This window comes from Caulobacter sp. FV1ye13L (assembly GCF_058681155.1).
Genome location: NZ_CM178732.1, coordinates 3,003,627 through 3,027,454 on the forward strand (window position 1 = coordinate 3,003,627; position 23,828 = coordinate 3,027,454).

Below are 23,828 nucleotides of genomic sequence, written 5' to 3' on the forward strand. Positions count from 1 at the left end.
GGGTCGGTCATCGCCGCCCGAGTGTCTGTTGGTGTGGAACGGTCGGCTGGCAAGTTTGCCTAGTCGAGATAGTCCAGCAGGGTCATGGTGCCTGCTTTAGCAGTGCCACCGTTAGAGCTGAACAGCGAGGCCAGCTTTTCGCGAGTATCCTGCAGGGCTAACATCTTGTCATAGAGCTCCGGCGTCCAGCCCGTGGCCTCGCGTTCTTCGGCGCTCATGGTGGCATAGCGGGTGATTATGGCCTTGCCAAAGCTCGACGCGTCGGCCGAGGCGGCGCTTGCCCTGTAGCTAGTCATGACCGACGAATGATCCCGGGCGCGTATCTCGCTGGAGGCCTCGGTGACCTCGTGGTCCGAGAACAACCCCTCACGATTAAGGGAAATCGCCGCGAGAGAGCGCGTGTCGAACCGGGCAAAGTTGATGTTGCCGCTGTCTGGCCCCTTCGCCGCGCCATCGGCCGTGGCCAGGCTGTATTGCCGGTCGAGCACGGCCCGTACATCGACGGCGACCTTGCCGAAATCGCGAGTTTTGGCATTGGCGACGACAGAGCCAATGTCCTTGAGATAGGCCGCGACGGGATCGCCCTCGATGCCCACCGGGGCGACACCAGGCTTTGCGATGGCCTGTTTACGCCCCTCAACGAGGGCCGCCCGATCCTTGGCCCATTGCCCCGTAGCCTTCTCCTCAGCCCCGGCTGAATCGAGCCGGTCGAGGGCCGCCTGATAGAGGCCGGCATAGTCGCCCGTGGCCCGGGCCGAGGCGGCAGGGCCGGAGAGGGCGTCGGCCTGGCGGGCCTTTAGCTCCAGGGCCGCGACCACCTGCTCATCGACCGCAAACTTGCCACTCCGGCCGCTGGCGATAGCAAAGAGTTCGCGGCGATCAAGATCTGTCAGATTGATCGTCGGCTTGCCGTCTGCCAGGGCGCTACTGGTTCGCGCGGCCTTTAGCAGGCTGTCTATGGCCGCCCGGGCATGGGCGACGACACTGTCGGTCGATCGGGTGTCGGTCTGGGTCTTGAGGACGGCCTGGGCTTCGGCCGACAAGGTGACATTGACAGCAGCCGTCGCCTTGCCGGCTGTGCTGGACGCGGCGCTGTCGGTCGCCGTGGACGTGCTTTTGCCTGTGGCTGGACCGGCATTGGCATAGCCCGCTACATAGGGCGAAGATCCGATTTTGGTCATGGGCAGGCCCGTCACGGTTTGAGATCTTGGGAAATCACGCCCTGCTGGGTTAGGCCAGAAAGGCGCCGACGAACAAGGGGGTGGGATAAGGTGGGCGACCGGCCCGCTCCAGACCCGGCATTCAGGTGCCTAGGGCCGTAGCGAGATCATTCTGCTGGTCTCGCAGGCCGATGGTGCCGTACCGCTTTTCGATACGACATCCCTGGATGCGATAGCGGCGGTGAATCTAGCAACGGCCGCTCATGGCGACAGGTCGGCAGGCGTCTTGACCGTATAGCCCCGGGCCCGGAGTTGATCCAGAACGCCATCTGCGGCGACCAGGCCCCGCACTGCGTAGACTGCCACCGCGTGACCCGGGGTTTCCAAAGCCTCGGACAGAGCCGTCACCTCATCTGCGGTGGTCCGGCGAATGAAAGCAGAGACACCGGGCAGCAACAGACTACAGCGGTCGTGGCCTCGGCGGGCCGCCAGCGATCCGCGGACCCATCCCTCTGCCCAGGCACGAGCCGCCTGCCGGTCGGGCTCGGGCCCGCGGTCGATGTCGTCGAGCACTTCCTCGAGGCAGGCTAGGCCCGCTGCATCACTGTGCTGACGCGCTACGGCATTCATCATCGGCATAGCCTTATAGTTGGCCGCCGCGCGTACCTTTACGCCGTTCTTTCGCGCCAGCTTTGCTATGGCCTTTTCAGGCTGGCTATCGTCCAGGCCGGCACTTTTGCTGGCCAGGTCGGTCAGGAAAAGAGCCGCGCCTAGAGGCTTCCAGTCGCGCCAATCGTCGGGCGACTTGGGATTTGCAGTTGCCCAGGCCCGCGAAAGCCGGGCCGCTAGCGCCGGTGAGGTCCCTTCCAGCGGCTTCTCGGCCAGCAGCGACTTGCGTAGCCTGAGCAGGGCGGGAATGTCGGTGAGACCCGCCCGGGCGGTGGGCGGCGTGATATAGGCGAATGCCCCCTTCAGGCGGTTATCCAGCACTGAACTATCCCAAGCCATGCCCCTGGGCAGGGAGGACGGCAAGCCCAGGACAAAGATCGTCGTGTCGCTGTCGGAGACCTTCCACCAGGCCGGGCCGGGCAGTCGTGCATTGACCACCAAGGCCTCGACCACTGTCGCCTCGGGATCATCAATCACTTGGGCGAGGGCCGCTGTTGGCAGGAGCGCAATCAATCCCAGCGCTAGCCCTAAGTGCTTCAATTTCACTGTCATACCCCTGATCGGTTCATGAGAGCCTGAACGTGACCAATAAGGTCAAAATGCGACTTTGGGCTGGCTGGAAGGCCACCGCTGGAGGGCCAACGGCGGCACTGATCTGGGCACTGATTGGGCGTGTCGCGTCCGGAAAAACCCGTTCGTCCCGGTCACTGGCGGCCGGCACAACGACATCGCCCGCAGCCTGGCCAGGCCCGCCAGCCTAGGCTGCGCAAAGGCTTTCAGCCTATTTGCCCGCGAGGGCGCCGGTGTTGAGGCCGCTCTGGCGACGTGGCTTTGAGCCTACAAGGCTCAGCTCTCCAGGCGCGTCTGGTCGCGTCTCGTGAGGCGATCGCGACGGTGTACCGGTGCATCGCCAAGCTTGTTCTGAGGGCCTTGGAATAGGAATTCTTAGGCAGGCTGAATGGTGAGTTTTGTCATGTTCAAGACTGCGTTTAAGGATGCCTTGGCATTTGTACGACTTGCGCCCGGCAATGGCAGCCGTGTCTCGACGCCGGCCTGCGAAGAGAGGCGGCGGCATCGTTAGGTTGAAGAGCGTGACCGGCGGTATGCTGGCGATCCCGAACATTCTGCTTGAACGTCATTCAGCGTGACCGGCAGGTCGTGACACATCGAGCGAAAGCCTCTTTTGCGAAATCCCCAAACTCTCCGATATTTGGCGCTGGGGCGACTGGCGCGGAGCCACCTGGCGCGGCGAGATGTAGTTTGAGGACCTAGCTTGGCGGCGCGGGTGACCTTGCCTCAACTCGCCACCGTCAAGCTGCCAAGTTGTCCGAACATACGCCACAGGCAGCCATTCAAGGTCGGCGATCAGGACCATAGATGACCCGCTGGTAGGGTCATCTAAGTGGCACTGAGCTATAGCCGTGCCGAAGTCTGGACCATGCAGCAGTTTGCCCGGTGCTGCCAGGTCCCGATCTACAGCTTCAAGTCGGACAATAGGCGGCGGGGCCGTGCTGACCCCGCCTCGTCGCTATGGGGCCTGTTCTAGGCCCTAAGGTCGACCAGCGCGCCCTTTTGGATCTGATCTTTGTCGGCGCCCATGACCTGCTGCTTGGTCATCTCCTTTATCTGATCCTCGATCTTCTGGCGCTCTTTGGGGGGCATCGCCTTCAGCTCTTCTTCGGTGATTTTGAGTTTGCTGAGCATTGTCGCGCGCATCTTCTGTGCGGGCGTTAGCTTGGCATAGTCGAGAAATTCGTCCTTGGCTGACTTGGACCCCGTTACGGTGGGGCCTTCATTGGCTCCAGTCGTGGCGGTGGCAGCAGTCGTTACGGCGGTAGCAGCCGAGGCGGTAGCGGCTTTGATCTTTGCCAAGGTTGCGGCGCTTTGCGACGCCGAGATGCTGCTGGAATTGTAGAATTGCATGGGAGCTCCCAAGTAAAATTGAGTACGACGTTCCTCGCAATTTCCGTGCAACTTGGAGCATAAATTTATATAATAAAATCAATAGTTTAAGTTAGTTTCAGCGATGGTCCATAGGCCTTCGGCACAAATTGCCGCGCAGGGTTTGCCGAATGATCAATTTAGGTGTGGCGGACGCGTGGCGTCTTTACTTGGAGTAAGACTAAAATATCAATTTTCGCAAAAAGAACTTGGCTCAATATTGCCGAGATTTGGAGTGTCTCTGCCTTGGCGGCCCCAGGATCGTCGAGGGCCTCTTACATCAGCTAGCTTCCCTGACCGTTTGGCGTGGCGCCGCAAGCACCGTTGAAGTTTGGTGACCCTCATCGGATCGAAAAAGGTACGTCGCGCCCCCGCGCGCCTGATCGGGCCAATTGCACCAGGTCGTCTGTATTGCGTCGGGGTGTTCAAGATTAAGACGACCATTGGAAAAGGCCGCAAAACTGGTGCGCGGCTCGCTGGTCACTCTCAGCTAGCCGATGAGCGCCGGCCCGCCTGACCTATGCATGGAGATGATCGTGCCTTGGGTTGGCATGGGCTTAGAAGTTCAGGCCATCAGGGTAGGGGTCCTGGCTACATTCTGGCAGCCTCGCGGGATCCTCGCCGAAGCCTATGGCTTCGCTCTCCTCGGCAAGCAGGGATTCCCGTTGTGGCGCGAAATTTTCAGCAAAAGGCCAGTCAATGAGTTTAACTCGTGCCCCGTTCTCACAGCCTGATAGTTTTTAGATCAAATAGAGCTAATGGTTAGCCATCCTCGGCGTCATTCGAAACTTCGAAGATTCAGCGTACAAGTCCATCGTTTGGTGAAAAACTACTATAATCTCACATCCGGATCCCAGATATTCACCAGAATGTTCGCGGTATTACGGGTGCTCGGGCGAGGCTGTAGTCTCCGGTGGAAATGCGCCGCCAAGGTGAAACTCGGCGCCTGTGATGTACGCGACCCCGTCGGATCCGAGCATAATGGCCACAGCCGCCACTTCATCCAGGCGTCCAAATTCTTTCAGAGGCGTATCGCGCCCTCGCGCGGCCATTCTAGCGCCTCCGTCCGGACTATCGCCCAGCATCGGCTCGCCTATCGGAGACAGGATGGCAGCAGGATGGATAGAGTTGCAGCGTATCGCCAAGCCCTCGGCAGCGCAGTATAGCGCGACAGTTTTTGTATAGTTGCGGACCGCCACCTTCGACGACGCGAACACGGTGGCGGGCGTCCCCGCTAGACTTGATCGGGGCGAAATGTTGATTATCGATCCCTTGCCAGACGCGCGCATGGCGCGGATAGCGTGTTTGCAGCCTAGGAAAACCCCATACAAGTTGGTCATGCGAACCTTGCGCCAGTCCTCCAAGTCTGCCTCTACGGAAGCGTCTATAGCGACCCCGGTCTCGTAACCGGTGATGCCAGCGTTGTTCACGAGGATGTCCAGCAGGCCGTCTTTGGCAAGGGTCTTTTCCATCACATCCAGCCAGTCTGAGTCTTGGCTTACATCTAAGTGGTGGTAGATCGCCCGTTGGCCCAGCTCAGAGGCCAGTGCCACGCCCGCCTCACTGTTGATGTCGGCCAAGTGGACGCTTGCGCCTTCTGCGACAAAAGCCCGAGCGATAGTCTCGCCGACGCCCTGGGCTGCGCCAGTGATAAGCGCGACCTTCCCGTTCAGTATGCCCATAGCCTTACTTTCGTTCGCGTGCGTCCAGGAGGTTGGCGACAACCAGGCTTGGCGACATCAGCCAATAGGCCGCCGTTCGCGGTGAGTTTCCCGCCGCGCTAGGATCGGCGATCGCGGAGACATTTCCGCAGTTCGCCAGCGGCCTTGACGCCGTCCTTCCAGGCCATGCGAAAGACCTCCCGGCCGCCGACGGACAAGGCGAACTCCTGTTCGTCGGTCATGCCAGCGAGTGCTGCTTCCATAGTTGGAACCGCGAGGACGACGGTGCCAAGCGGGCCCATGCTGGGGTCCCGGGCGCGGTTGAAAGCCTTGACTGTCGCTGGCGGGTCGCCTGACTGGGTAAGCGTGACCTTGACCTCGCCAAAGCGGCGGGGGTTTGGGATGTCTTCGCCCGTGAACATGAGCAGACCCCCTTCCCAGCTCTTGTCGACGCCACTCAGAGTGATCATGCCCTTGGGGCTTTGATACATGGCAGTACAAAACTCGTCGGGCTCGGCGGGCTCCCGGCTCTGGAAGAATTGCCAGCTCCCTTTGAGCCATCGCTGGTACTCGGCCTGCTTCTTCGCATCCCTTTCCTTCTTCTCCGCTTCGAGGGTCGCGATCTCTTGCAGACTCAGGCCCCTTGCCGGAGGCGCCGCATAGCGAACTTCATTGGAGCGGGATCTGTTACCGTAATACGCCTGAATGCTCGCGGCAGTTCGCTGCTGTTCAGCAAAAGCTCTCTGAGCATACAGTACCTGGAACATATCCTGCGCATGGAGTTGGCTGGCGGTGAAGCTGCTCGCCGATAGGAGCGCAGCGCCAAAAATGGAGAGCCGCCTGTAGTTGAAAATAGTGCGCTTTTGGCATTCGAGCACGGCGGGTCTTCTCCTCCATCTCATTTCCAGTCGCCCGCCACCGGAGAGCACTTGGAGGTTAGGCTGGGCGCACTGTTCCGGCTTCCGCATCTGTCCGAAGCCATGGGCAAGGCCCAAGTGCAGGCCGCTACCGCCAGAGCGTCGTTCGTATCGGCCCGGAGGTGGCGGGGCCTGACAAGTGATGGTGTCACCGAACATGCTCAACCGGTCAGCCTCTATGACGCCTTGCTTCGACACCAAACGAGCCTGCAGCGAGCACCATTGTAGGGCTTCCCGATCGCGGGGCAGCGAGCCTAGATGACCCGGTGCATTGTTCGTCGGCAGACGGGCGCTTTGCCATTTGCCGCAAGGCAAGCATTTGCGGCTTGCCCATAGCTGCGCCGGAGCGCGGCTTAGAGGCGTTCATCTTCAGATCTGCCCAAGTATCTTGCTGACAGACTCCATCAGCCTGGTGGGTTGCGGCTGAAGTGCCGGACCGGTTGCTTTTCGCAACCGGTCCGGCGTCAATAGTAATTAATTGGCTCAGATATGGCGACGCGCGCGGGTATATTATTGAATAGATCAGTTATTTCCATCTTCGACACGGGGCCATTTTACAGCATGCGTTATCACAAGTAGTAGAATGACAACCTCTACTGTTGCGCCGAAATACATGTGCGGCCAGGCTTCGCCTACCAAATTAAATAGTGAATAGGGAATATAAATTGTAGCGATTATTATATTAGTCCACCGATTCAAGGTTGCCGGCAGCGCTACGCAAAGGAAAATCATTAGGGCTGGGATTGTAACCGATGTGAGGCCGATAAAAGTAAATGTTTGACTTATTTCGAATTCAAACACTCTTCCATTGAGCATATCTCTCAATGATCCCGGCATATACAAGTGAAAATAATCTAAGTATATATACAGAAACATGAAACTAGCCCACAATAAAGCCATTGTAATTTTTGGATTTACAGGGGTTTCTTTCAATTTTGTTATTTTTGAATTCTGGATTTTCATAGCTATTCTCGCTTTAGGACTGATGATTGTTGCGGGTGCGGTCGGCTACCGCAGGGGCCGAGGCCGACCAGATGGAGCTGGCAGCTGGGCACGGTTGGTCCCAAGCCGAAGCGTCATGCGTCGAGGTAGGGGCGCGGGTTGCGGGAGTAGGTAGCGGGTTGACCTACCTCTGCAGCGGGTTGCCCACCCTCGGGCGCGCACCGTTTGCGGGCCACGATGCAGGGCCGGTGGTCATTGCCCTTGGTGGCATGGTTTTCGACGGCGAGGATTTCGAAACCGGCTGCGCTGACACGTGCGCAAAATTCGGCCTGGCTGAAGACGCTGACATGGGGGGCCATGCCGATCGCACGCAGACTTGGCAGCAACACCTGGCTTATCAGCGGCCCCATATCTTCAAGACAGGGCGTCTTGGAGATTAATAAACCGCCGGGGACAAGTAGGGCGTGAATGCGGCATAGCGTAGCCTGCAGGTTGCGCACCATGTGGAGATAGTTGAACCCCAGAACTGCATTGAATTGCCCGGCAATGAGCATTGGGGACTCGGCAGTCGCGACCTGGAAGGCAAGGGCCGGAATGGCGCCGGTGGATAGCTTCTCTTTGGCGATCGAGATCATTCCGGCGGACAGATCCGTCGCCAGATAGCTCCGTACCTCGCCTGCTAGCCGCAGTGCCGTAGTACCGGTCCCGCAGCCCAGTTCCAGCACCCGGTCGTCCGGTTGCAGCAGGGCCAGGGTCCGGTCCAGGGTGCGCTCATAGCCGCCCTGATCAGCAATGACGTCCTTGGCGTATTTGCGCGAGATCCTGTTCCAATACCGCGTGTCGCTCGCTGTGTGCATGCCGGAATGCTCCTCTGCGAAGGCGAATAACACATACGTATTTTGAGGAAATTGCCTAAATTCACAGCTATGATATACGCACCTGCATGAAGACGATGGACTGGAACCATATTCGCGCGTTTCACGCGACCGCCGTTGCGGGATCCCTGTCAGCAGCGGCGCGCCAGCTGGGCCTGACCCAGCCGACATTGTCGCGGCAGGTTCAGGCGCTTGAGGCCGATCTGGGTGTGGCCCTGTTTGAGCGGCGGGGTCGCAAGCTGGTCCTGACCCAGACCGGCATGGAGCTGCTGGATCACATTCGGATCATGGGTGACGCCGCGGACACGCTCGCTCTCGCGGCCAGCGGTCGAGCGCAGGAAATTGGCGGGCGGGTCTGCATCTCTGCGACAGATATTTCTGCGGCCTATATCCTTCCCGAGATCGTGGCGCGCATAAGATCAGAAGCTCCGCAGATCACGATTGTGATCGTCGCCTCCAACGAGATCAGCGATCTCCATCGTGGAGAAGCGGACATCGCCATACGCCATGTTCGTCCTGATCGCCCTGGTTTGGCCGGCTGGCATATCCGCGATGCCGAAGCGGGATTCTTCGCGTCAGAGGATTGGGTCGCTCGGAATGGTCGGCCAAAAGGGCCTGCCGATCTCGCCAGGGCGGGCTTGATGGGCTTCGATGATCCTCAGTTCTCCAGCGTTATGCGTGAGATCGGCATTCCGATCTTCACTGAGGATCTCCGGATCGTTTCGGAGTCATCGGTTGTGATCTGGGAAATGGTCAAACGCGGTATGGGTGTGGGCTTGATGATGCGCCAGGTGGCCGAACGGACCCCCAGAGTGGTGAGACTCTTACCGGAGATGGCGCCCATTCCGGTGCCAATCTGGCTGGTCACCCATCAGGAGCTGCAATCTAGCCCTAGCATCCGCTTGGTCCAGGCGATCATGGCCGAAGAATTGGCTCGTATGTAGGGCCGCGCCGGCTCACATGAGGCCCCTCTTGACGCGGGACCGCGTGTTTGACGCTGGCACTCTAACTCTACTCATCTCCGCTCCCCACTTGGAAGGGGGGCTCAAATGCGTTCGATCAGTTTTCAGTACTACTAGTTTTGGGGGGTGAAGATCGCCCATGCGGTTCGCCCTTGTTTCCGTTCCTCGCTTAGCATCCGCGATGGCGAGTAGATGTCAGCCGAGCGAGGCCCAATTGTCAGCTGCGAGGCCATTGAAGCCAAGTGCGGGCAAGGGGAGAGACATCTCAGCAGCGGGGCGCTTCGAAGCCTTGAGCGGGCACATAGCGGCCATCTGTCCGTATGAACCGGATGCTCCGTTCCCCGGTGTTCAGCGTGAACCCGCCGCCGAAGCCGACATCTCGGATTTGACCGGTCCAGGATCGACCCGAGCGGCCTTGCGCGCCCCTTGCATCATAGGCCGACACGAAGGGCGCGGAGGCCACAGGGCCGGTTGGCCGGAGCTCGACGAGCTGAGTGCTCTCGCAGGCCGTTCCGGCGTGCAGATCACGCGTTCTGACGACGAGGACTGGCCACTGGCCGAACTCGTTCGCGACGCGAAACTCCGGGGCTAGGCCCGCGGGGGCGACGATCGTAAGGTACGGCTTGGCGCTGACCTCCTCATGATCGGTCGGCGTGGCCCTCAGATAGAAGATGCCGATCGAGCCGGTCACCTTGGGAAGGGCCAACTCGGCTCCGACCGTGGCTATCAGAACGGCCTGGTCCTCTAAAGCGATGACGGTCTGTGCCCTGTAGAGGAACGGACTGCCGTTCTTGGGTATGAGCTCTGGATGGGTCTTTAGGACCATGGAAAGTGCGGCTTCCGGACTCGGGAAAGCGCTGCCTGGCCAGACGGTCTGCTGCGACTGCCCTTCGGAACCTAGGGTCTTGGCCAAAGCCGGGGACGACGGTTCAGTGTCGCCAATGAAGGAGCCCGCCCCGACAGCACCAGCCGCTAGCGCGAGGGCCGCGACGGAAAACATGATCCCGGCCCAACTGCTCAAGATGCTACTCGCTGGTTGTAGGCCGGACTCCTGGCGGCGCGAGATGTTTCGGCTGGGGCGATTGTTGCGGGCGTCCGTCATGATCAAAGTCGCTTGCTGTTCCAGCATCGGCATAGGGCCGGTCGGAGGGTGCTGCTGCACCGCCGATGACCCGGGACATCAGGCTAGCTGTTCAGAGCCGGGAGCCTGCCGACGGTAGCCGACAGCTTGATCGGCGCGCCCTTGGGCTGATCTGCGATTACCGTCAGCGACGTCAGCAGCTGATCTCGTCCTTGCATGAGCGGGCTGCAGCCAACTCGGCGAAAACCACCTCCGCCTGACGACGGGATCGCGCCCCCACGGCGTGAAGTATGTGGCAGACGTGGTTTCTCACGGTGAAGTGAGACAGACCCAGCCGGCGTCCGATCTGCTTGTTGGTCAAAGCGTCGCTGAGCAGCGCAAAAATCTCCCATTGTCGGACGGTCAAGGTGAAGGCCGGCCGGGACTCGGGCAGCTCCTCCGAGGCGGACATCAGACGAGTGAGAAGGCGGGTGCCTACGGGAAGGGTCGCCCTCAGGGTCTGGACAACGTTCACGACGTCCCCGACTTCGATCTCAGCCATGATGACGACACGAGCGTTGTTAAGCCCGGCTCCGGTCGGGCCTGGGACCGTCCGTTTGGGATGCCCTGGATCATGGGGGGTCATTGCCGGTCCCGGACCAGCACGTCGCGCTGTGTGTTCATGCTGGAGTGCTCCTGTGCGAAGGCGAATAACACATGCGAAATTCAAGAAAATTGCCCAAATTTGCAGCATTTATATACGTATTTGCATGAGCGATGCGGGCTGGAGCCTAGTCTGCGCGCTGGGCGCGACCGTCGCTGCTGGATCCATGTCGGTAGCGACTCGCCAGCTGGGTCTGGCCCTGTCCAGGATTGGGCCTGGCGGCTTGGGCGCTGAGTCGGAAGCGTTGCCAGGCGCGCCATGAGCCTCATTGCTGCGAACCCGCCATTCGGCCAAAAAAGGGGTCGACGATGGGTCACTCACAGCTGGTCTAACGCCGCGCGACATAAGTGATGGCGAGGACACAGGCGACAGCGCTCCCTTCGGCGCCGAGCGCCAGAGCCGTGTCAACGCGTCGTCGGGGCGCGTGGCTGGCTAGCGCATGCCTGTGCAAGGCACGCCAGAACCTGGAACGCCCGCCGCTCGCTGATTTAGTAGGTAGACCGCAGCAAGGCTGCTGGCTCCCGATGAGCGGCGGGCGTCGTCACTTTCTTCCCGGCAGATAGGGCGTCAGGGCTTGGGTGTCTCGGCCTCGCCCTCTGGCGCGCGGCCCGCGCCGGAGACCGACGGCGCATACAGACCTGTGCCTAAGCCGAGGAGGGCGCCGCCAACAGTTCGACCCGCGGTGTGTCGGTGGCCAAACCGCGCGCAGGGGTCGGGCTTGGCGACAGGGCGCTTCTTTCTCGCCTTGGTCGCAAAAGCCTCGCCGACAGCGCCTGCAAACGGATCGGCCAACTGGAGCGCGTCGCCGACTGGGGAAAGTGAAGGATCCATCGTGCTAATTCCTTCGGTGGATTTGGCCCAGGCGATCGCCGCCACCTGCTGGCCATCGGGCGCCAGCAGTTCAGACTCGGCCGCCAGACCCCCCGAAATTCCGGTACCTCTAAATTTCACAAAGGGGATAGGGATGAACAAGCTTGCAGCGGCAGTGACAGCCGAACCCGTCGGATTGGTGGGCGCGATTTGTACGATCGCGGTGCGAATACGCCCGGCTTGCGGTTCGGGCGTTGCTGCGATCTCAAACCGTTGGCTTACCTTGAAGCATAGCTGCCGGTCGACTTCCTGTCGCACCATAGCCTGATCTTCTGGGCCGATAGGCGTATTGGCGTCGACCTTCAGGACGCTGGGCTCGATGTAGACACGTGCAAGCGCGTTGGAAGCCGCGTCGTCCCGCCGCTTTTTGGGACCGGGCTGGCCGCTTTTGGCCTCGGCCAATCCTTCATAGCTGGAGAGGTAGCCGGAATTCGTCGTTGGCATGGTTTGGCAGGCGGCGGCGAGGGTCGACAACGCCGCCAAGGTGACGACTCTGACGGCTATGGGCCCCGCGCGATTGACTTGAGGGCGAGCGGGAAAAGGGAAGGTCATTCATTGGTCTCCAGGCATTGGTATGTCGTCGGAAGCTTTGCAGCGCCCGGGTTTGCTGCTGAGTGAGAGGCCGCATTCTCAAGGCTGATTGGCGAAGAATTGCTCCCTCGCGATCCTCGAGAGTGCGAAAGCCATACCGCCCGTCTAGGGAGATCTTCCTGCTGCAGTAGCGACAGCGATGGAGCCGGCTCCCAGGGATAGCCACCTCCAGAAGGTCAGCCTGTCTCGTCCAATCCGCGTCGATTGCCTCAAGAACCGGTGCAATGTGGGCTTTTGCCTCTCGCTCAGGGACGCCGTTGAGCAACGTGCAGCGGCTTTATCGCTTCTCTCCACGCCAGAACCCATCAGCAGTCAGAGAGATGGAATGAACACTTCCATGTCAGATCTAAAGCTTCAGCGCTCGGCGCTCTAAAGGCGAAGCCAATATTGTGTATCAGCAACGGCCACTGAGCGGAAAGCTTTCAGGTGTACCGGTGCATATGACCGAAGATCTTTCATCCGGTGTGGACCAGAGCCGCGGCTGTTGACCGGGCCGCACGCCAAGCTCGGCTGGATGACGCCCAGGGAGTACGCCAGCGCCTTCTGCGGAGAGACCGGCCGGCACGCTGCGCACGCTGATAGCTCCGCGCACCGGCCTCTTGCCACCCAACAACACCAAGGCTCAAATCAACTCAGGACACTCATTATGGCTGGATGAGAAACGGGGGTCACGTCAGGTGTCACGTCATCAGCGCTTCCGAATACAGCGACGAAGGCTGTTACGTGCCTCTCTGCCGTCCTTCCATTTCATGCGGAACACTTCCGCACCTTCGATGAAAATTACGAACTCCTGATTTTCCTCCATGCCGGAAAGAGCGTCAGCCATTTTGGGGACGGCAAAGATGATCGTGCCGTGACCCGGCATCGCGGAGCTCCCCGGTGGATTATAGACTCTGACCGTGGCCGGGCGCTCGTTATTCTGAGTGAGTGTCACTGTAATTTCTCGGAATGTTCTCGGCTGAGGAATGCCCTTGCCGATGAACATGAGCTGTCCGCCTTCCCAGCTCTCGTCGAACCCCGAGAGCGTGATCGATCCGTCCAGGTTGACGTAGGTCGCAGCGCAGAATTCTCCTGGGTCTGCGTTCTCGCGCGCCTGATAGTGATCCCAGTAGCCTTCATAGTATCGCATGAAGACGGGGTCGGCCCGAAGCCGACCGACGACTTCCTGATCCTTGCGATCCTGCTCGATCGCGGCCTCCAGCTCCGGCGTCATTTCGTAGCGCTGAGAAAAATAGTAGGTTGGACCGTCGTGGGTGGACGCTCTGATCCTGTCCTGGACACCGGCGTAGAACTGCTGCGCGGACGCCTCAGACGCCATTTCATTCATGGACTGAGCGTTCGACGCCGTCACCCCGGCTAAGACCGACAGTAAACAGGCGAAGGCCGAAGAAGACAGGAGCCTTAGCCGGGGATGGTGGGAGGGCAGCAAGAGGGGCATGAGCTGAAATACCTTTGAGTTTGGAAGAGAGCTCGGGCTCAACGGCCTGCCGTCGCCGGGCTGAATGGTGAGAGCTGACACCGCAAGCCTGCGCAAGGCGTCCGGTCCTTCACGACGATCCGGTCGCGCCTCCTGGCCACCGGGGCAGGAAGGACTTTCAATATGCCTTCGGATGTTGGCACATAGCCTGCTGATCCTGACGCTAAGTGCCAACGGCGCAGCAACTGATAGGATCGTCTGTCACGGATGCAGCGCCGCGGACCATGTGGCAAAGCCGTTCGAGCCTTTCGAGCTATTGGCGCGGATCCGCGCGCTCCTGCGGCGCGCTTCTCCTGCGCCCAATCGAGCCACGCACCGGGTTTTCGACGGATTGAGCACCGTGTTGCCGAGGCCGGTCTGACGGACGCAGACGGGGCCGTCGCTTCGCTGACGGTCGGCGAGACGCGCGTGCCGATGTGGTAGGAAGTAGTGTAAAGGCCATTGCAACCTAAATCGCGGCCTTGAACATGACGCAACTCCACAGACGATCGACCTAAGCGCTCCTACTTCGGGGCCCTCTGAACAATCGTGGTGACGCACTGGTACGCCGTGGCAATCGTCCAGCGGCAGCAGCGTAAGCCGGCGGAAGGCGACGATGATCGCCTCGTCCTCGACGCATAGGGCCGTCGATCTCGGCTCCCTGGGGCCTTTAGGTGGATCGATTGCGGAGGTGCGCTTGCGCCACTTGGCGACCGTCTTCTGTTTGATCCCGTGACGCCGGGCCAGCACCTTAAGGCTCTCTTGACTATCCTGTATCGCTCGACGGATTGCCTCAGTCGTGCGGGCGCTTCCGTGCAGTATCTGGCCCATAGCGCTTCCTTCCACTCGTTGGAAAAGACTGCAAAATCAAAACCCGGGGCTAAACACCTAAGGCTGCTCAACGAAAACGTATTCGCGATCTGCATCAGCAATCAACAGCCGGCGGCGGCCGGCCTCATTCGTCGCCGTGAACCTGAAGCCAGCCACCCCGGGGGAGATCGTGGAAAAAGTGATTTCGCCGGCATCGTCCTGCGAGGTCGCGACCTCGCTGCTCCATCCGCCGAAGTCGAACAGCGTCGCCGCTCCTTGCCGTCGGACCGTGAGGTGGCCGAGTTCATGGCTGTGGTACCGCCGTGCCAGTCCGGCCAAGGCTTTCGAGTCGGCAGGAACAGTATGCGCCTCTCTCTCCTTGGCGGACGCAGCCTGCATTGCCGGCGCCCTCGAGGCCATCTTGTCAGCCGCCAACGGCTCACCGTCGAACAGCAGTTCGAGCAGCCGGCGGCGGAACGCCGCGCGCAGCTCAACGCCCGCATCGGAGTTGATAAGGATGACGGCGCCGACCCCGTGGTCCGGCAGCCAGATCATGTCAGATATGTAGCCGGAAGTGTTTCCTCCGTGACGGATCACGGGCACGCCCCACTGACGGTCGATCTTCAGACCCATCCCGTAAAATTCGTTGAAACCTTCGGTTACCTGCGGCGTTTGACGATCTTCCAGAAGCTGACTGTCGATGTAGCGCATTCCGTCCGGCAGAAGTCCCCCGCTGAGCTCCATGTTCACATAGCGGAGCATGTCGCGCACACTGCTCCAGTGATTTCCGGACGGCCGGGTCGATATCGACATAAGATTGAGCGCCTGGTCGGCGACACGCATTCTGCCGTCCGCGTCCCGGTCGTGTCCGGCCGCGTGATTGTCGGTGAGCGCGGCTGTAAAGTCCGCTGTCGTTGCGGCCATCCCGAGAGGGTCGAACACAAGCTTCTGCATCGCGCGATCGTATGCCTCGCCCAGCTCAAGCTCCGGGTAGAGGACATGGCCGCCCAGGTACCCTGCGGCTGCCGCCATTAGATTGGAGTACTGGTAGGTTTCGCCGAACTCGGTGGTCGGCTGGGCCGTTGACAGAAGCTCCATGATCGACGCCGCGGTCGAGGTCTCGCCCTCAAATAGAAACTCGAGGTCCTGACGCGGCATTCCGGTGCATGCACATATGAGCTGTCCCACCTGAACGCGCTGCGTGATCTCCGGATCTCCGAGACGGAACTCGGGCCAGACTTCCACGACCGGCGTGTCCCAGTTGAAGCGCTCGGCTTCAGCGAGCTTGGCCAGCATCAGCGTCGTCAAGGCCTTCCCATTGGAGGCAATGTTGAACAGAGTGTTCTCATCGACCGGCTCGGGCCGCCCCAGAGCGCGGGCACCGAACCCGCCCTCGAACACGACCTCGCCGCCCTGGATCAATCCTAGGGCCACGCCGGGAATGTCATACTCTCGGCGCGCGGTTTCGATCAGAGTCTTCAGTTCGGCGATGCGCGCCGCGTCGAGGATGTTGGCCGTTCGCCCGGCAAAGGTCTCGCGTTCGTAGCCCTCGGGCAGGAGCGAGTTGAAGATCACTTCAAGCTGAGCCCCCCGACGCTCGGCGACCGATATCGTCAGGTCGTGGATCAGGACGGTCCAGCGGCTCCCCTTCTTCAAAGCCAGGGCGAGGACGTCGCGCGCCTCGCCCGGAGCGGCTGCGTAGCGGTAAAGAACAGTCTCATCCCAGCCCTCCCGCGCCGGCCGCTGCACTCCGGTCGCCGTCGGGGCGTCACCGTCGCGGTGGATGCGCCATGCCGCTGTGACGGCTTCGTCTGCGCCGTTCACACCCCCATCCGCTATCGTGATGTGGGAGCCGCCTTCGGGCGCGGTCAGAACGACGGCTTCCGGCTCAACTCGAGCCGACCAGCGCCCAGGCGATACGAAGCGCGTGCCGTTCCGCAGCGTCCGCAGCGTGTCTGCCGATCTCGACGCCAGGGCTTCCTGCATGGGCTCGCCTTTAAGTCTGAACGACCTATCGCTCAGCGAGAGCTTGAGCAGCCCTCTCTGGTCGGCGTCCGGGCGTGTCCCGAGCAGACCGCCCTGCCCGCCGATGGACGTGGAGGGCTTCAGGAGACCGCGATCAGCAGCCGCCTGAGAGCGGCCGGGAACCCCCAGGATGGGGCTCGCCCCCTCATCCTGCGGCTGCGGTTCCGGACCCGCAGCGCATAGGAAAAGGGCCGCACATCCCGTAACGATCGGTTTCGAAAAATTCACGCTATTCTTCCTGTCCATCAAGACGCTGCCTCGTCCGACCAGGACGGCGAAGGCCTCCCGGCTGGCAAGAAAAGATTGGTGAAGTTTGGAAAAGCTCTATTTTATTCAATGAGAAAAGCCATGCCAAGATCAGTTTCGGTGCCTGAGATCTGTCTGGCCCGACAGACGGTTCGCTTGGCGGAGCGTGAGATCAGGCTGCCGGATCTGTCGTTCCGCCTGCTTCGACTGCTCAGTGAACGGGCCCCCGAGCCGGTCTCCTTTGAGGACATCGGGCGGCTTGTATGGGGAGGGTACGTGTCGCGCGAGACCATCAAGCAGCGGGTCAAAATCCTGCGCGACAGTCTGGCGGCCGTGGGTGTTCCGAACGGAGGCGTCGAGTCCGCGCGCAGCGTCGGCTACCGGCTCAGTCAATCCCTTAACACCTATGAGCCGCCTCTCGGCGGAGGCCGCCGGCCAGGCCTCCGCCGATTGTGGGTCCCGGCGGCCGGTATCGCCGTCTGCATCGCGGCAGTCGCCATCCATCTGTCCCTGCCGAACCAACGCGTCGGGGCCGAGCCGCTTTCGCTGTCCGTTCATGGCGCTTCATCCGTCGCGCAGCCCCGCTCGCCGAACTGGGAAGCCGCGCGGCAGACGCTGATGAGCGAGCTGTCGAGAATGTCGGACCTCGCCGTGGTCGCCGCCGACGACGGCCCACCAAAGACGGACCTGGTGGTCGAGATGGACAGCGTCCCGGACGGTCCCTACGAAGTCCTGGTGCTCGCACTCAGGGAGACTGAGACGGGGGACGTTCTCTGGGCTGATACCTATGGTCTGGACCAAGCCGGATACGACAAACCAATCTCCATCTTCGTCGCCAGCGTCCATGAACAGATAGCCGCGCTTGGTCTGCGACCGACGGAAGCCATACGCCCCCAGGATTCAAATCGAGCTCGACAGCTGTATCTGAGTGCCGCCTCGTCCGCGAGAAGCCAGCGCGATGCGGATCTGCTGGCCGCTCGCGCGCGCCTTGACTCGGCCTTGGCTCTGCGGCCAACCTTTGCGCTGGCGAGATCGCTGAGAGCCCGGGTCGATGCGCGGCTCGCCATGGCGCATTCGCACGATCAACGTCGGGCCCTTGGGGCCCTGGGGGAGGCTCAGGCATTGGTCGACGCCCATCCGGACGTGCCGGAGTTTCGGCGCACGCTGGCAACGGTGCAGATCGCTCAGGGGAATCTCCCTCAGGCCCTGCAAAACCTTGAAGCGGCAGGGCGTCACATGCCGTTTCTGCGGCCCGAGATCGTGGCGCTGAGGCGGCAGATGACCGTCCAGCCCGGCCAATAAGAGAGCCGTGCCAACCCGACCGTCGGGAAGGCTTGCTACTGCGCAGCCGTTTCGCCCACCTCGGCCGCATACCGTTTCCGGGCCAGGGTACATGGACGGCGATCATTCCCCTTGGTGGCATGGTTTTCGGTGGCGAGGATGTCGAAACCTGGTGAGCTGACAAGCGTGCAAAGTTCGGTCTGCCTGAAGACGTTGACATAGGAAACTCTGCCGATCGCCCGCATACCCGGCAGCAGGACAAGGCTCGCAAGCGGGTTCATATCTCCAAGGCAGGGCGTCTTGGAGATGACAGGCCACCGGGGGAAAGCAGGGTGTGGATGTGGCGGAGCGTTCCAGGCACGTCGCGGACCATGTGGAGATAGTTGAACCTCAGAACCGCATTGAAGCGGCCGGTTTCGAGTGTCGAGGCATCAGCGGTCGCGATTTGGAAGGCAAGTGTCGGGATAGCACTATCGTGTCTGAGCAACATTGGACGCAGCATCTTTAAGGTTCACCCGGGAGCAGACTGGTATCCGCGCTGCCTGAAACGCGCCCCGTTTATCATAGGGCCGGGCGGAAGTTCGTGTTTCTGGCGTTAACCCAGAGTCCGCTTATGGCGCTTGTCGGAAGTTGCCGCCGTCCGCTTGAAGGTGTCATCGGCGTGGCGCTGATTGACCGTTTGCCTGGCGCGGGCCCTCCAAGCGAGTGGGTTCTTCTGATCCAGTGTCGGGAGCTTCCACAGGCGCTCCTTGGGTCACGTATCCGGCCCAATCTTCCATCATTGCTCGCCGACGATTGAGAGCGTCGCCGCGTCGGTAAGCCCGCTCGACGGCGTTGCCCACCAGATGCGCCAGCGCCTCTTCAGCGAGTTCGCGTGGGTATTCGGTTTCCGACCCGGCCCAGTCGCGAAAGCTGGATCGAAACCCATGCGGGGTCGCGGCTCGGAGTTCGCCGGCCACCTTGATGTGGGTCGACTTCATCTTCCGCATCAACATCGCCATCGTCATGCTCGACAGTGGCTTGAGCTTCCCCGTGGTTGGGTCCTTGGTAAAGCCGGGAAAGAGGAAGGCATCGGGATCGTCGGACTTGGGTGCGCGGTCGAGCACGGAGAGCGCCGCCTTGCTGAGAGGAACGCGATGCTCCTTCTGGGCCTTCATCCGCTCCTTGGGCACGATCCAGACACTTCCTTCGATCTCCCGCCAGGTCGCGCCGTAAACCTCGCCGGAGCGCGCCGCCGTGAGAATGGCAAACTCTAGCGCCAGCCTGCCAGTGGAGGCGCGGGTGCGCAGCGATGTCATGAAGCCGGCGATTTTGGCGTGGGGAAGGGCTATATGGTGGCCGCGCGTTAGCTTTCGCCGGGCTGGCAGAAGGTGTTTGAGGTTACCCTTCCACGAGGCCGGGTTGCGCGATGAACGGTTCCGGAAGCCTCGCGCCTCGGCGGCGTCCAGTACGCGCTCGATCCGCTGGCGGGTGCGATCTGCCGTTACGGGCGCTCGCGTCCAAATCGGCTTTGGGACGGCCAGAACATCATCAGTCGTGATCTTGTCGAGCTGGATTTCCCGTAGCGACTTGGCATACTTGGCCAGTGTCATGGTCCACTGGTCGCGGTGTTTCTGGTTCTTGAAACCCGCCGTCAGCGTTGCGACCACGTCGTCGGAGAATTCTCCGAAAGTCGGAATGACCACGTCCTGCACCACCAGGAACGGGTCTTCGCCTTCAGCGAGTTTCGCCCTGGCGGCGGCGGCGCGCTCTCGAGCACGGGCCAGCGAAATGTCATTTAGACTTCCCAAGCCCTTTTGAATTTCCCGGCCCTTCCAGCGGTAGATGAATTCCCATCGCTTGGAGCCGCGCGGCGAGACCTGAAGATAGAGATTGCCGCCATCGCTGTAGCTCCCGGGCGGCAGGACGCCCGCCACGGTCTTCGGATTCAGCCGACTCAAAACCTGCGCCATGACGACCTCCTCAGGGTTCGATTCCCCGAGCGGGATGCGAACCCAACTCGGGCTACTCGCCCCCGCAATAACCCCCGCAGCCCCCCGCACGTGAAGTGTCTCACGGAATTTGGTATTTTCAATACTGGAATTTTGAAAAGTCGGAATTGTTCAATAATAATAGAGGATTGTCGCAATATCTCGCGCCATGTCGTGTGGTTTCGTAAGTAGTATTTGAATGACTCCGTCTCCGCCAACTTTCTTCAATACAGCCAGACCGCCTCTTTGGCGCAGGGGCAATTGTCCGACACCTGGACGCCAATGATGGCATTCGCCTTGGCGGCTTCAACCCGCTCGCCCGGTTGATTCGCTTCGCATCCAGCTGGATATGGCCAGCTATGCATGTCCGGGCTTGGCGATCTAACCGCCGGCGCCGGCGGCAGGGTTGCGTCGCCTGATTAACCCGTGTCGGATTTCGCGGACCCAAGTGGTCGGGACTGAACCTTCCGACTACACTTCTCCACCGATGCGTTCGATCTCGTCGGCGAGGGCGGGAAGGTCGAGAATTCGCAGCGTGCGGCCGGTCTGGGAGACGATCTTGAGGCTGGCCAAGCGGTTGAGCTCCCGGGTTACTGCCTCACGCTGACTCCCGACCAGCACGGCCAGCTCGGCATGGGTAGGGCAGGGCTGGATAGTGGCCTGTTGGCCATCGCCGCCCGCCATGGTCGCCATACGCAGAAGCTCGATATCGACGCGACAGGCCACCGAGACGGCGCTCAATTCGAACAATCGATCGGTCAGCGAGCGCGTCAGACTGGCCAGGTCCTCCATGATCGCCCGCATGAAACGGGGCGATTGCTCGAAAAGGGCCTGGATCAGGGGTTGCGGCAGACGGGCGACGCGCGTGTCTTCCAGCGCCACGATATTCACCGAACGGGGCAGTCCATCGATCGCCGAGATTTCGCCGAAATAGCTTCCCGCCGAAATGCGACGATAGCCGACCTCACGCCCCGAGCGGGCATATTGATTGGCCAGCAGGGCGCCCTTCAGCAGCAGATGAATGCCGCCGGTCTCATCCAGGCGTTGGAGGATCAGTTCGCCCTTGCCATAGTTGAGGTGCTCGATTTGCTGAGCCAGGGCCTCGATTTCCTCACGGGCCATGTGCCGGAACAGTCTGTTGGCGCGATAGTCTCCTTCAGGCGGCGGCGCGATCGGCGTATGGCTCTGGGCGAGCGGCGAGGGGGGAATCACGGCCATCGAGAACGCTCCTGCACTGTCGAACTGGGGACGACGAATGGATAGCCGACCACAGTATCGGGCCTTTATCAGCTATAGCCATCACGACCGCAAAGCCGCCGAATGGGTTCATCGCGCGATCGAGACCTACCGCGCGCCACGCCGCTTGACCACAACCGGTGGCGGCGCGCCAACGCGGAGCCTGACGCCGATCTTCCGGGACCGCGACGAGCTTAGCGCCTCGTCTGATCTGGGCGAGGTGATCCGCGACGCCCTCGACCGCTCGGAGGCCCTGATCCTGCTCTGCTCTCCCGCCTCGGCGAACTCGCGCTGGGTGGACCAGGAAGTTGCCCATTTTCTGACAACCCACGGGCTCGGCCAGATCATCTGCGTGATCGCGCCCGCGACGCCGACGGGAGTTTCGCTGATCGCGACCTTGCCGCCGATCTTGCGCGCCGCTTTGCCGCCGGACACCGAGCCCCTGGCGGTGGATCTGCGGCGCAGCGGCGACGGCCCGAGGCTGTCGCGCCTGAAGATCGCCGCGAGGCTATTGGACGTAAGCCTTGATCGGTTGGTCCAGCGCGACGCTCGTCGCAGCATGCAGCTGATGACGGCCTTCACTGCTGCGGCTCTGATGGTGGCGATCGCCATGGGGACAATGACCATCGCCACCCTGAAGTCCCGTCAAATTGCCCGCGACCAGCGTGACGAGACCGAGGCCCTTGTCGCCTACATGTTGGGCGACCTGCGCGAGCAGTTGGAACCGGTGGGACGGCTGGACGTCCTGGATGGCGTCGGCGCCAGAGTGCTGGCCTACTACGGCAAGGCGCGCAACGACCAGCTTGACGACAGGGCCCTGACTCAGCGCGCCAAGGCCCAGACCCTGCTCGGCACGATCCGGGACCAGCGCGGCGACTTGGCCGGGGCTCGCGACGCCTTTGGTCAGGCCGCGGCCACGACCCATGAACTGGCGATCCGCGCGCCCAACAACGGCGAGCGGATTTTCGACGAAGCGCAGAATGTCTACTGGCTGGCCTATATGGAATGGCGACAAGGCAATACCGTGGGGGCGGAACGTGGCTTCAAACGGTACGGCGAGTTGGCCCAAACCCTGGTCGCGCTCGATCCAGGTCGCGCCGATTGGCGGCTGGAGGTCGCCTACGCCAAGAGCAATCTAGGCACCCTGTTGCTGGAGCAGGGAAGGGCGGAGGAGGCGCTGGTAACCTTCCGCGCCGCTCTGGCCACTTTCGAGGCCGAACGCGCCCGCGCGCCCGACAATCAGGACCGCCTTGTCGACGCTGTGGACTCCCATGCCTGGGTGGCCGACTCCTTGGTCAGGCTGGGGCGGCCTCGCGAGGCTCTCGCCGAGCGCGAGGGCGCTGCGGACCTCTTGGCCAAGATCTCGGCGATGGAGTCTGCTGACAAGCCGCTGGCAGCGAGCAGCCTGGCCGCTCAGTTGGCTCTCGCGCGGTTGGAGCTGGATCTGGGGAGATTGGCCCAGGCCCGCGCACGGTCGGTGGCCGCGATGCGGGGCCTGCGTCAACTGGTGGCTCTCGACCCGACCAATACGAGATGGCGGGAATATCTGCTGATCGGCCAGATGGACACTGTAGACCTCGCCGCCTGGACGGCGCAGCCGGTTCAGGCGCGCATCGCCCACGCCGAGGCCGCAGCAATGCTTGCAAGGCTGCGGGCGGTCGATGAGGCCAAGGCCTGGCGCATCGACCTCGACGGTCGGCTTGAACAGCAGCGGATCCTTTTGGCGCGTCTCGGTGGTGACCCCAGGGCGGCTCGACGCTTGGCCCTGGTGTTGCGGGATCGTCTGGATGCCTTGCCGAACGCGCGAGAATCCGCCGCCGAGCGCGCTATTCTCTATGGCGTCGTCTATTCGGTGACGCAGCAGCCGGAAGCGGCAATATCGGCCTTGGCGCCGCGCCGCAAATCACTATCGCCGGTCGGTCGCGACATCCTAGCGCGCGCCTACATGGCTCAGGGTCGGCACGGCCTGGCAGACGCCATCGTGCGGGATCTCAGGGCGCAGGGCTACGCCCATCCCGGCTTCCTTGCATTCTGGAAAGAGTCGCCCCTAGCTGGCGCCAGAGTTCAAGGGGACTGAAAGTGACAGAGCCAACACCCACCCGTGTCGTGGAACTGCTTGTCGGCATCGCCGATGGCATAAACTTCATGAATGTCCTCGATCCGGAGAACCCGACTCCACTGTCGCTGGACCTGAGTCATCGCTGTGAACTGGTCTTCAGGCTCAGTGACAGCCTTGTCGAAGCCGGGTGGAAGTTCCAGCGGCGCCCGATCTCCATCAAGGACGATTATGGGCTGAACTTTTCGAGCTATGTCTGGGTCACCCAGTGGTACGGAGCACCGCTAGCCCCGCATTCGTGCTTCAAGATCATCTACGAATGCGTCCGAATGGGCGAGTATGAATACAGCCTGTTCATGACCGACTCGCATGACCAGAGCATCACCCTGGATCCCAAGATCGAGAACGGCGCAGGCAAGGTGCCCTGATCGAGCCG

Annotated in this window: 19 protein-coding genes and 1 pseudogene; 4 read left to right on the forward strand and 16 right to left on the reverse strand. The window is 61.5% G+C overall.

The features are described from left to right. Positions 1–59 precede the first annotated feature (59 nt). The 7 genes from ACW176_RS14580 to ACW176_RS14610 form a co-directional block, all read right to left on the reverse strand. The gene (locus tag ACW176_RS14580; protein WP_492109644.1) at positions 60–1,181 is read right to left on the reverse strand and encodes a hypothetical protein; all 1,122 of its coding nucleotides are present in this window, start codon (positions 1,179–1,181) and stop codon (positions 60–62) included. Positions 1,182–1,421: 240 nt separating this feature from the next. Beyond that, on the reverse strand, positions 1,422–2,381 hold the full coding sequence (locus ACW176_RS14585) for a TraB/GumN family protein (protein ID WP_492109645.1): 960 nt from the start codon (positions 2,379–2,381) through the stop codon (positions 1,422–1,424). 990 nt (positions 2,382–3,371) lie between these two features. Then, positions 3,372–3,752, reverse strand: a complete 381-nt coding sequence (locus tag ACW176_RS14590; RefSeq protein WP_492109646.1) for a hypothetical protein — start codon at positions 3,750–3,752, stop codon at positions 3,372–3,374. Between the two features lie 899 nt (positions 3,753–4,651). Then, on the reverse strand, positions 4,652–5,452 hold the full coding sequence (locus ACW176_RS14595; RefSeq protein WP_492109647.1) for an SDR family oxidoreductase: 801 nt from the start codon (positions 5,450–5,452) through the stop codon (positions 4,652–4,654). Between the two features lie 98 nt (positions 5,453–5,550). Next, positions 5,551–6,309 (reverse strand): hypothetical protein, encoded by a 759-nt coding sequence (locus ACW176_RS14600; protein ID WP_492109648.1) that lies wholly within the window; start codon positions 6,307–6,309, stop codon positions 5,551–5,553. Positions 6,310–6,870: 561 nt separating this feature from the next. Beyond that, on the reverse strand, positions 6,871–7,311 hold the full coding sequence (locus ACW176_RS14605; RefSeq protein ID WP_492109649.1) for a DUF6326 family protein: 441 nt from the start codon (positions 7,309–7,311) through the stop codon (positions 6,871–6,873). Positions 7,312–7,424: 113 nt separating this feature from the next. Then, complete coding sequence (locus ACW176_RS14610) at positions 7,425–8,180, reverse strand: class I SAM-dependent methyltransferase (RefSeq protein WP_492109650.1); 756 nt, start codon at positions 8,178–8,180, stop codon at positions 7,425–7,427. 53 nt (positions 8,181–8,233) lie between these two features. Here ACW176_RS14610 and ACW176_RS14615 point away from each other — a divergent pair, with 53 nt between their 5' ends. Continuing rightward, entirely contained in the window at positions 8,234–9,109 is an 876-nt protein-coding gene (locus ACW176_RS14615) for a LysR family transcriptional regulator (RefSeq protein ID WP_492109651.1), read from the forward strand. A 283-nt stretch (positions 9,110–9,392) separates the two neighbouring features. Here ACW176_RS14615 and ACW176_RS14620 read toward each other — a convergent pair whose 3' ends face one another. The 6 genes and pseudogenes from ACW176_RS14620 to ACW176_RS14645 form a co-directional block, all read right to left on the reverse strand. Then, positions 9,393–10,262, reverse strand: coding sequence for a hypothetical protein (locus tag ACW176_RS14620; protein WP_492109652.1), 870 nt, complete (start codon positions 10,260–10,262; stop codon positions 9,393–9,395). A gap of 139 nt (positions 10,263–10,401) precedes the next feature. Further along, positions 10,402–10,749 (reverse strand): response regulator transcription factor, encoded by a 348-nt coding sequence (locus tag ACW176_RS14625; protein WP_492109653.1) that lies wholly within the window; start codon positions 10,747–10,749, stop codon positions 10,402–10,404. Between the two features lie 669 nt (positions 10,750–11,418). After that, entirely contained in the window at positions 11,419–12,273 is an 855-nt protein-coding gene (locus tag ACW176_RS14630) for a DUF3313 domain-containing protein (RefSeq protein WP_492109654.1), read from the reverse strand. 727 nt (positions 12,274–13,000) lie between these two features. Further along, the gene (locus tag ACW176_RS14635) at positions 13,001–13,639 is read right to left on the reverse strand and encodes a hypothetical protein (RefSeq protein ID WP_492109655.1); all 639 of its coding nucleotides are present in this window, start codon (positions 13,637–13,639) and stop codon (positions 13,001–13,003) included. Positions 13,640–14,341: 702 nt separating this feature from the next. Further along, positions 14,342–14,599, reverse strand: a pseudogene (locus tag ACW176_RS14640) (IS481 family transposase); the annotation flags it as partial. 57 nt (positions 14,600–14,656) lie between these two features. Continuing rightward, entirely contained in the window at positions 14,657–16,564 is a 1,908-nt protein-coding gene (locus tag ACW176_RS14645) for a serine hydrolase domain-containing protein (RefSeq protein WP_492109656.1), read from the reverse strand. A 387-nt stretch (positions 16,565–16,951) separates the two neighbouring features. Between ACW176_RS14645 and ACW176_RS14650 the strand changes: the two genes are divergently transcribed. Continuing rightward, a complete protein-coding gene (locus ACW176_RS14650) occupies positions 16,952–18,151 on the forward strand; it encodes a winged helix-turn-helix domain-containing protein (protein ID WP_492109657.1) in 1,200 nt (399 codons plus the stop codon). 256 nt (positions 18,152–18,407) lie between these two features. On the opposite strand, the gene ACW176_RS14655 is transcribed toward ACW176_RS14650, so the two are convergent. From ACW176_RS14655 to ACW176_RS14665, 3 genes are all read right to left on the reverse strand, one after another. Then, entirely contained in the window at positions 18,408–18,632 is a 225-nt protein-coding gene (locus tag ACW176_RS14655) for a methyltransferase domain-containing protein (RefSeq protein WP_492109658.1), read from the reverse strand. A 151-nt stretch (positions 18,633–18,783) separates the two neighbouring features. Continuing rightward, complete coding sequence (locus ACW176_RS14660) at positions 18,784–20,082, reverse strand: tyrosine-type recombinase/integrase (protein WP_492109659.1); 1,299 nt, start codon at positions 20,080–20,082, stop codon at positions 18,784–18,786. Between the two features lie 489 nt (positions 20,083–20,571). After that, positions 20,572–21,318, reverse strand: a complete 747-nt coding sequence (locus ACW176_RS14665) for a Crp/Fnr family transcriptional regulator (RefSeq protein WP_492109660.1) — start codon at positions 21,316–21,318, stop codon at positions 20,572–20,574. A gap of 37 nt (positions 21,319–21,355) precedes the next feature. Here ACW176_RS14665 and ACW176_RS14670 point away from each other — a divergent pair, with 37 nt between their 5' ends. Then, positions 21,356–23,413, forward strand: coding sequence for a TIR domain-containing protein (locus ACW176_RS14670; protein WP_492109661.1), 2,058 nt, complete (start codon positions 21,356–21,358; stop codon positions 23,411–23,413). 2 nt (positions 23,414–23,415) lie between these two features. Continuing rightward, positions 23,416–23,820 carry a hypothetical protein gene (locus tag ACW176_RS14675; protein WP_492109662.1) on the forward strand — a complete coding sequence of 135 codons (405 nt, stop codon included), beginning with the start codon at positions 23,416–23,418 and terminating at the stop codon, positions 23,818–23,820. Positions 23,821–23,828 lie beyond the last annotated feature (8 nt).

Excerpts from the sequence above, each read along its gene's own strand:
- ACW176_RS14620 (WP_492109652.1), bottom strand. The coding sequence starts at position 10,262 with ATGCCGATGCTGGAACAGCAAGCGACTTTGATCATGACGGACGCCCGC.
- ACW176_RS14660 (WP_492109659.1), bottom strand. The coding sequence starts at position 20,082 with ATGGCGCAGGTTTTGAGTCGGCTGAATCCGAAGACCGTGGCGGGCGTC.
- ACW176_RS14665 (WP_492109660.1), bottom strand. The coding sequence starts at position 21,318 with ATGGCCGTGATTCCCCCCTCGCCGCTCGCCCAGAGCCATACGCCGATC.
- ACW176_RS14630 (WP_492109654.1), bottom strand. The coding sequence starts at position 12,273 with ATGACCTTCCCTTTTCCCGCTCGCCCTCAAGTCAATCGCGCGGGGCCC.
- ACW176_RS14670 (WP_492109661.1), top strand. The coding sequence starts at position 21,356 with ATGGATAGCCGACCACAGTATCGGGCCTTTATCAGCTATAGCCATCAC.
- ACW176_RS14580 (WP_492109644.1), bottom strand. The coding sequence starts at position 1,181 with ATGACCAAAATCGGATCTTCGCCCTATGTAGCGGGCTATGCCAATGCC.
- ACW176_RS14605 (WP_492109649.1), bottom strand. The coding sequence starts at position 7,311 with ATGAAAATCCAGAATTCAAAAATAACAAAATTGAAAGAAACCCCTGTA.
- ACW176_RS14645 (WP_492109656.1), bottom strand. The coding sequence starts at position 16,564 with ATGCAGGAAGCCCTGGCGTCGAGATCGGCAGACACGCTGCGGACGCTG.
- ACW176_RS14585 (WP_492109645.1), bottom strand. The coding sequence starts at position 2,381 with ATGACAGTGAAATTGAAGCACTTAGGGCTAGCGCTGGGATTGATTGCG.
- ACW176_RS14635 (WP_492109655.1), bottom strand. The coding sequence starts at position 13,639 with ATGAATGAAATGGCGTCTGAGGCGTCCGCGCAGCAGTTCTACGCCGGT.
- ACW176_RS14615 (WP_492109651.1), top strand. The coding sequence starts at position 8,234 with ATGAAGACGATGGACTGGAACCATATTCGCGCGTTTCACGCGACCGCC.
- ACW176_RS14650 (WP_492109657.1), top strand. The coding sequence starts at position 16,952 with ATGCCAAGATCAGTTTCGGTGCCTGAGATCTGTCTGGCCCGACAGACG.
- ACW176_RS14625 (WP_492109653.1), bottom strand. The coding sequence starts at position 10,749 with ATGGCTGAGATCGAAGTCGGGGACGTCGTGAACGTTGTCCAGACCCTG.
- ACW176_RS14595 (WP_492109647.1), bottom strand. The coding sequence starts at position 5,452 with ATGGGCATACTGAACGGGAAGGTCGCGCTTATCACTGGCGCAGCCCAG.
- ACW176_RS14655 (WP_492109658.1), bottom strand. The coding sequence starts at position 18,632 with ATGCTGCGTCCAATGTTGCTCAGACACGATAGTGCTATCCCGACACTT.
- ACW176_RS14590 (WP_492109646.1), bottom strand. The coding sequence starts at position 3,752 with ATGCAATTCTACAATTCCAGCAGCATCTCGGCGTCGCAAAGCGCCGCA.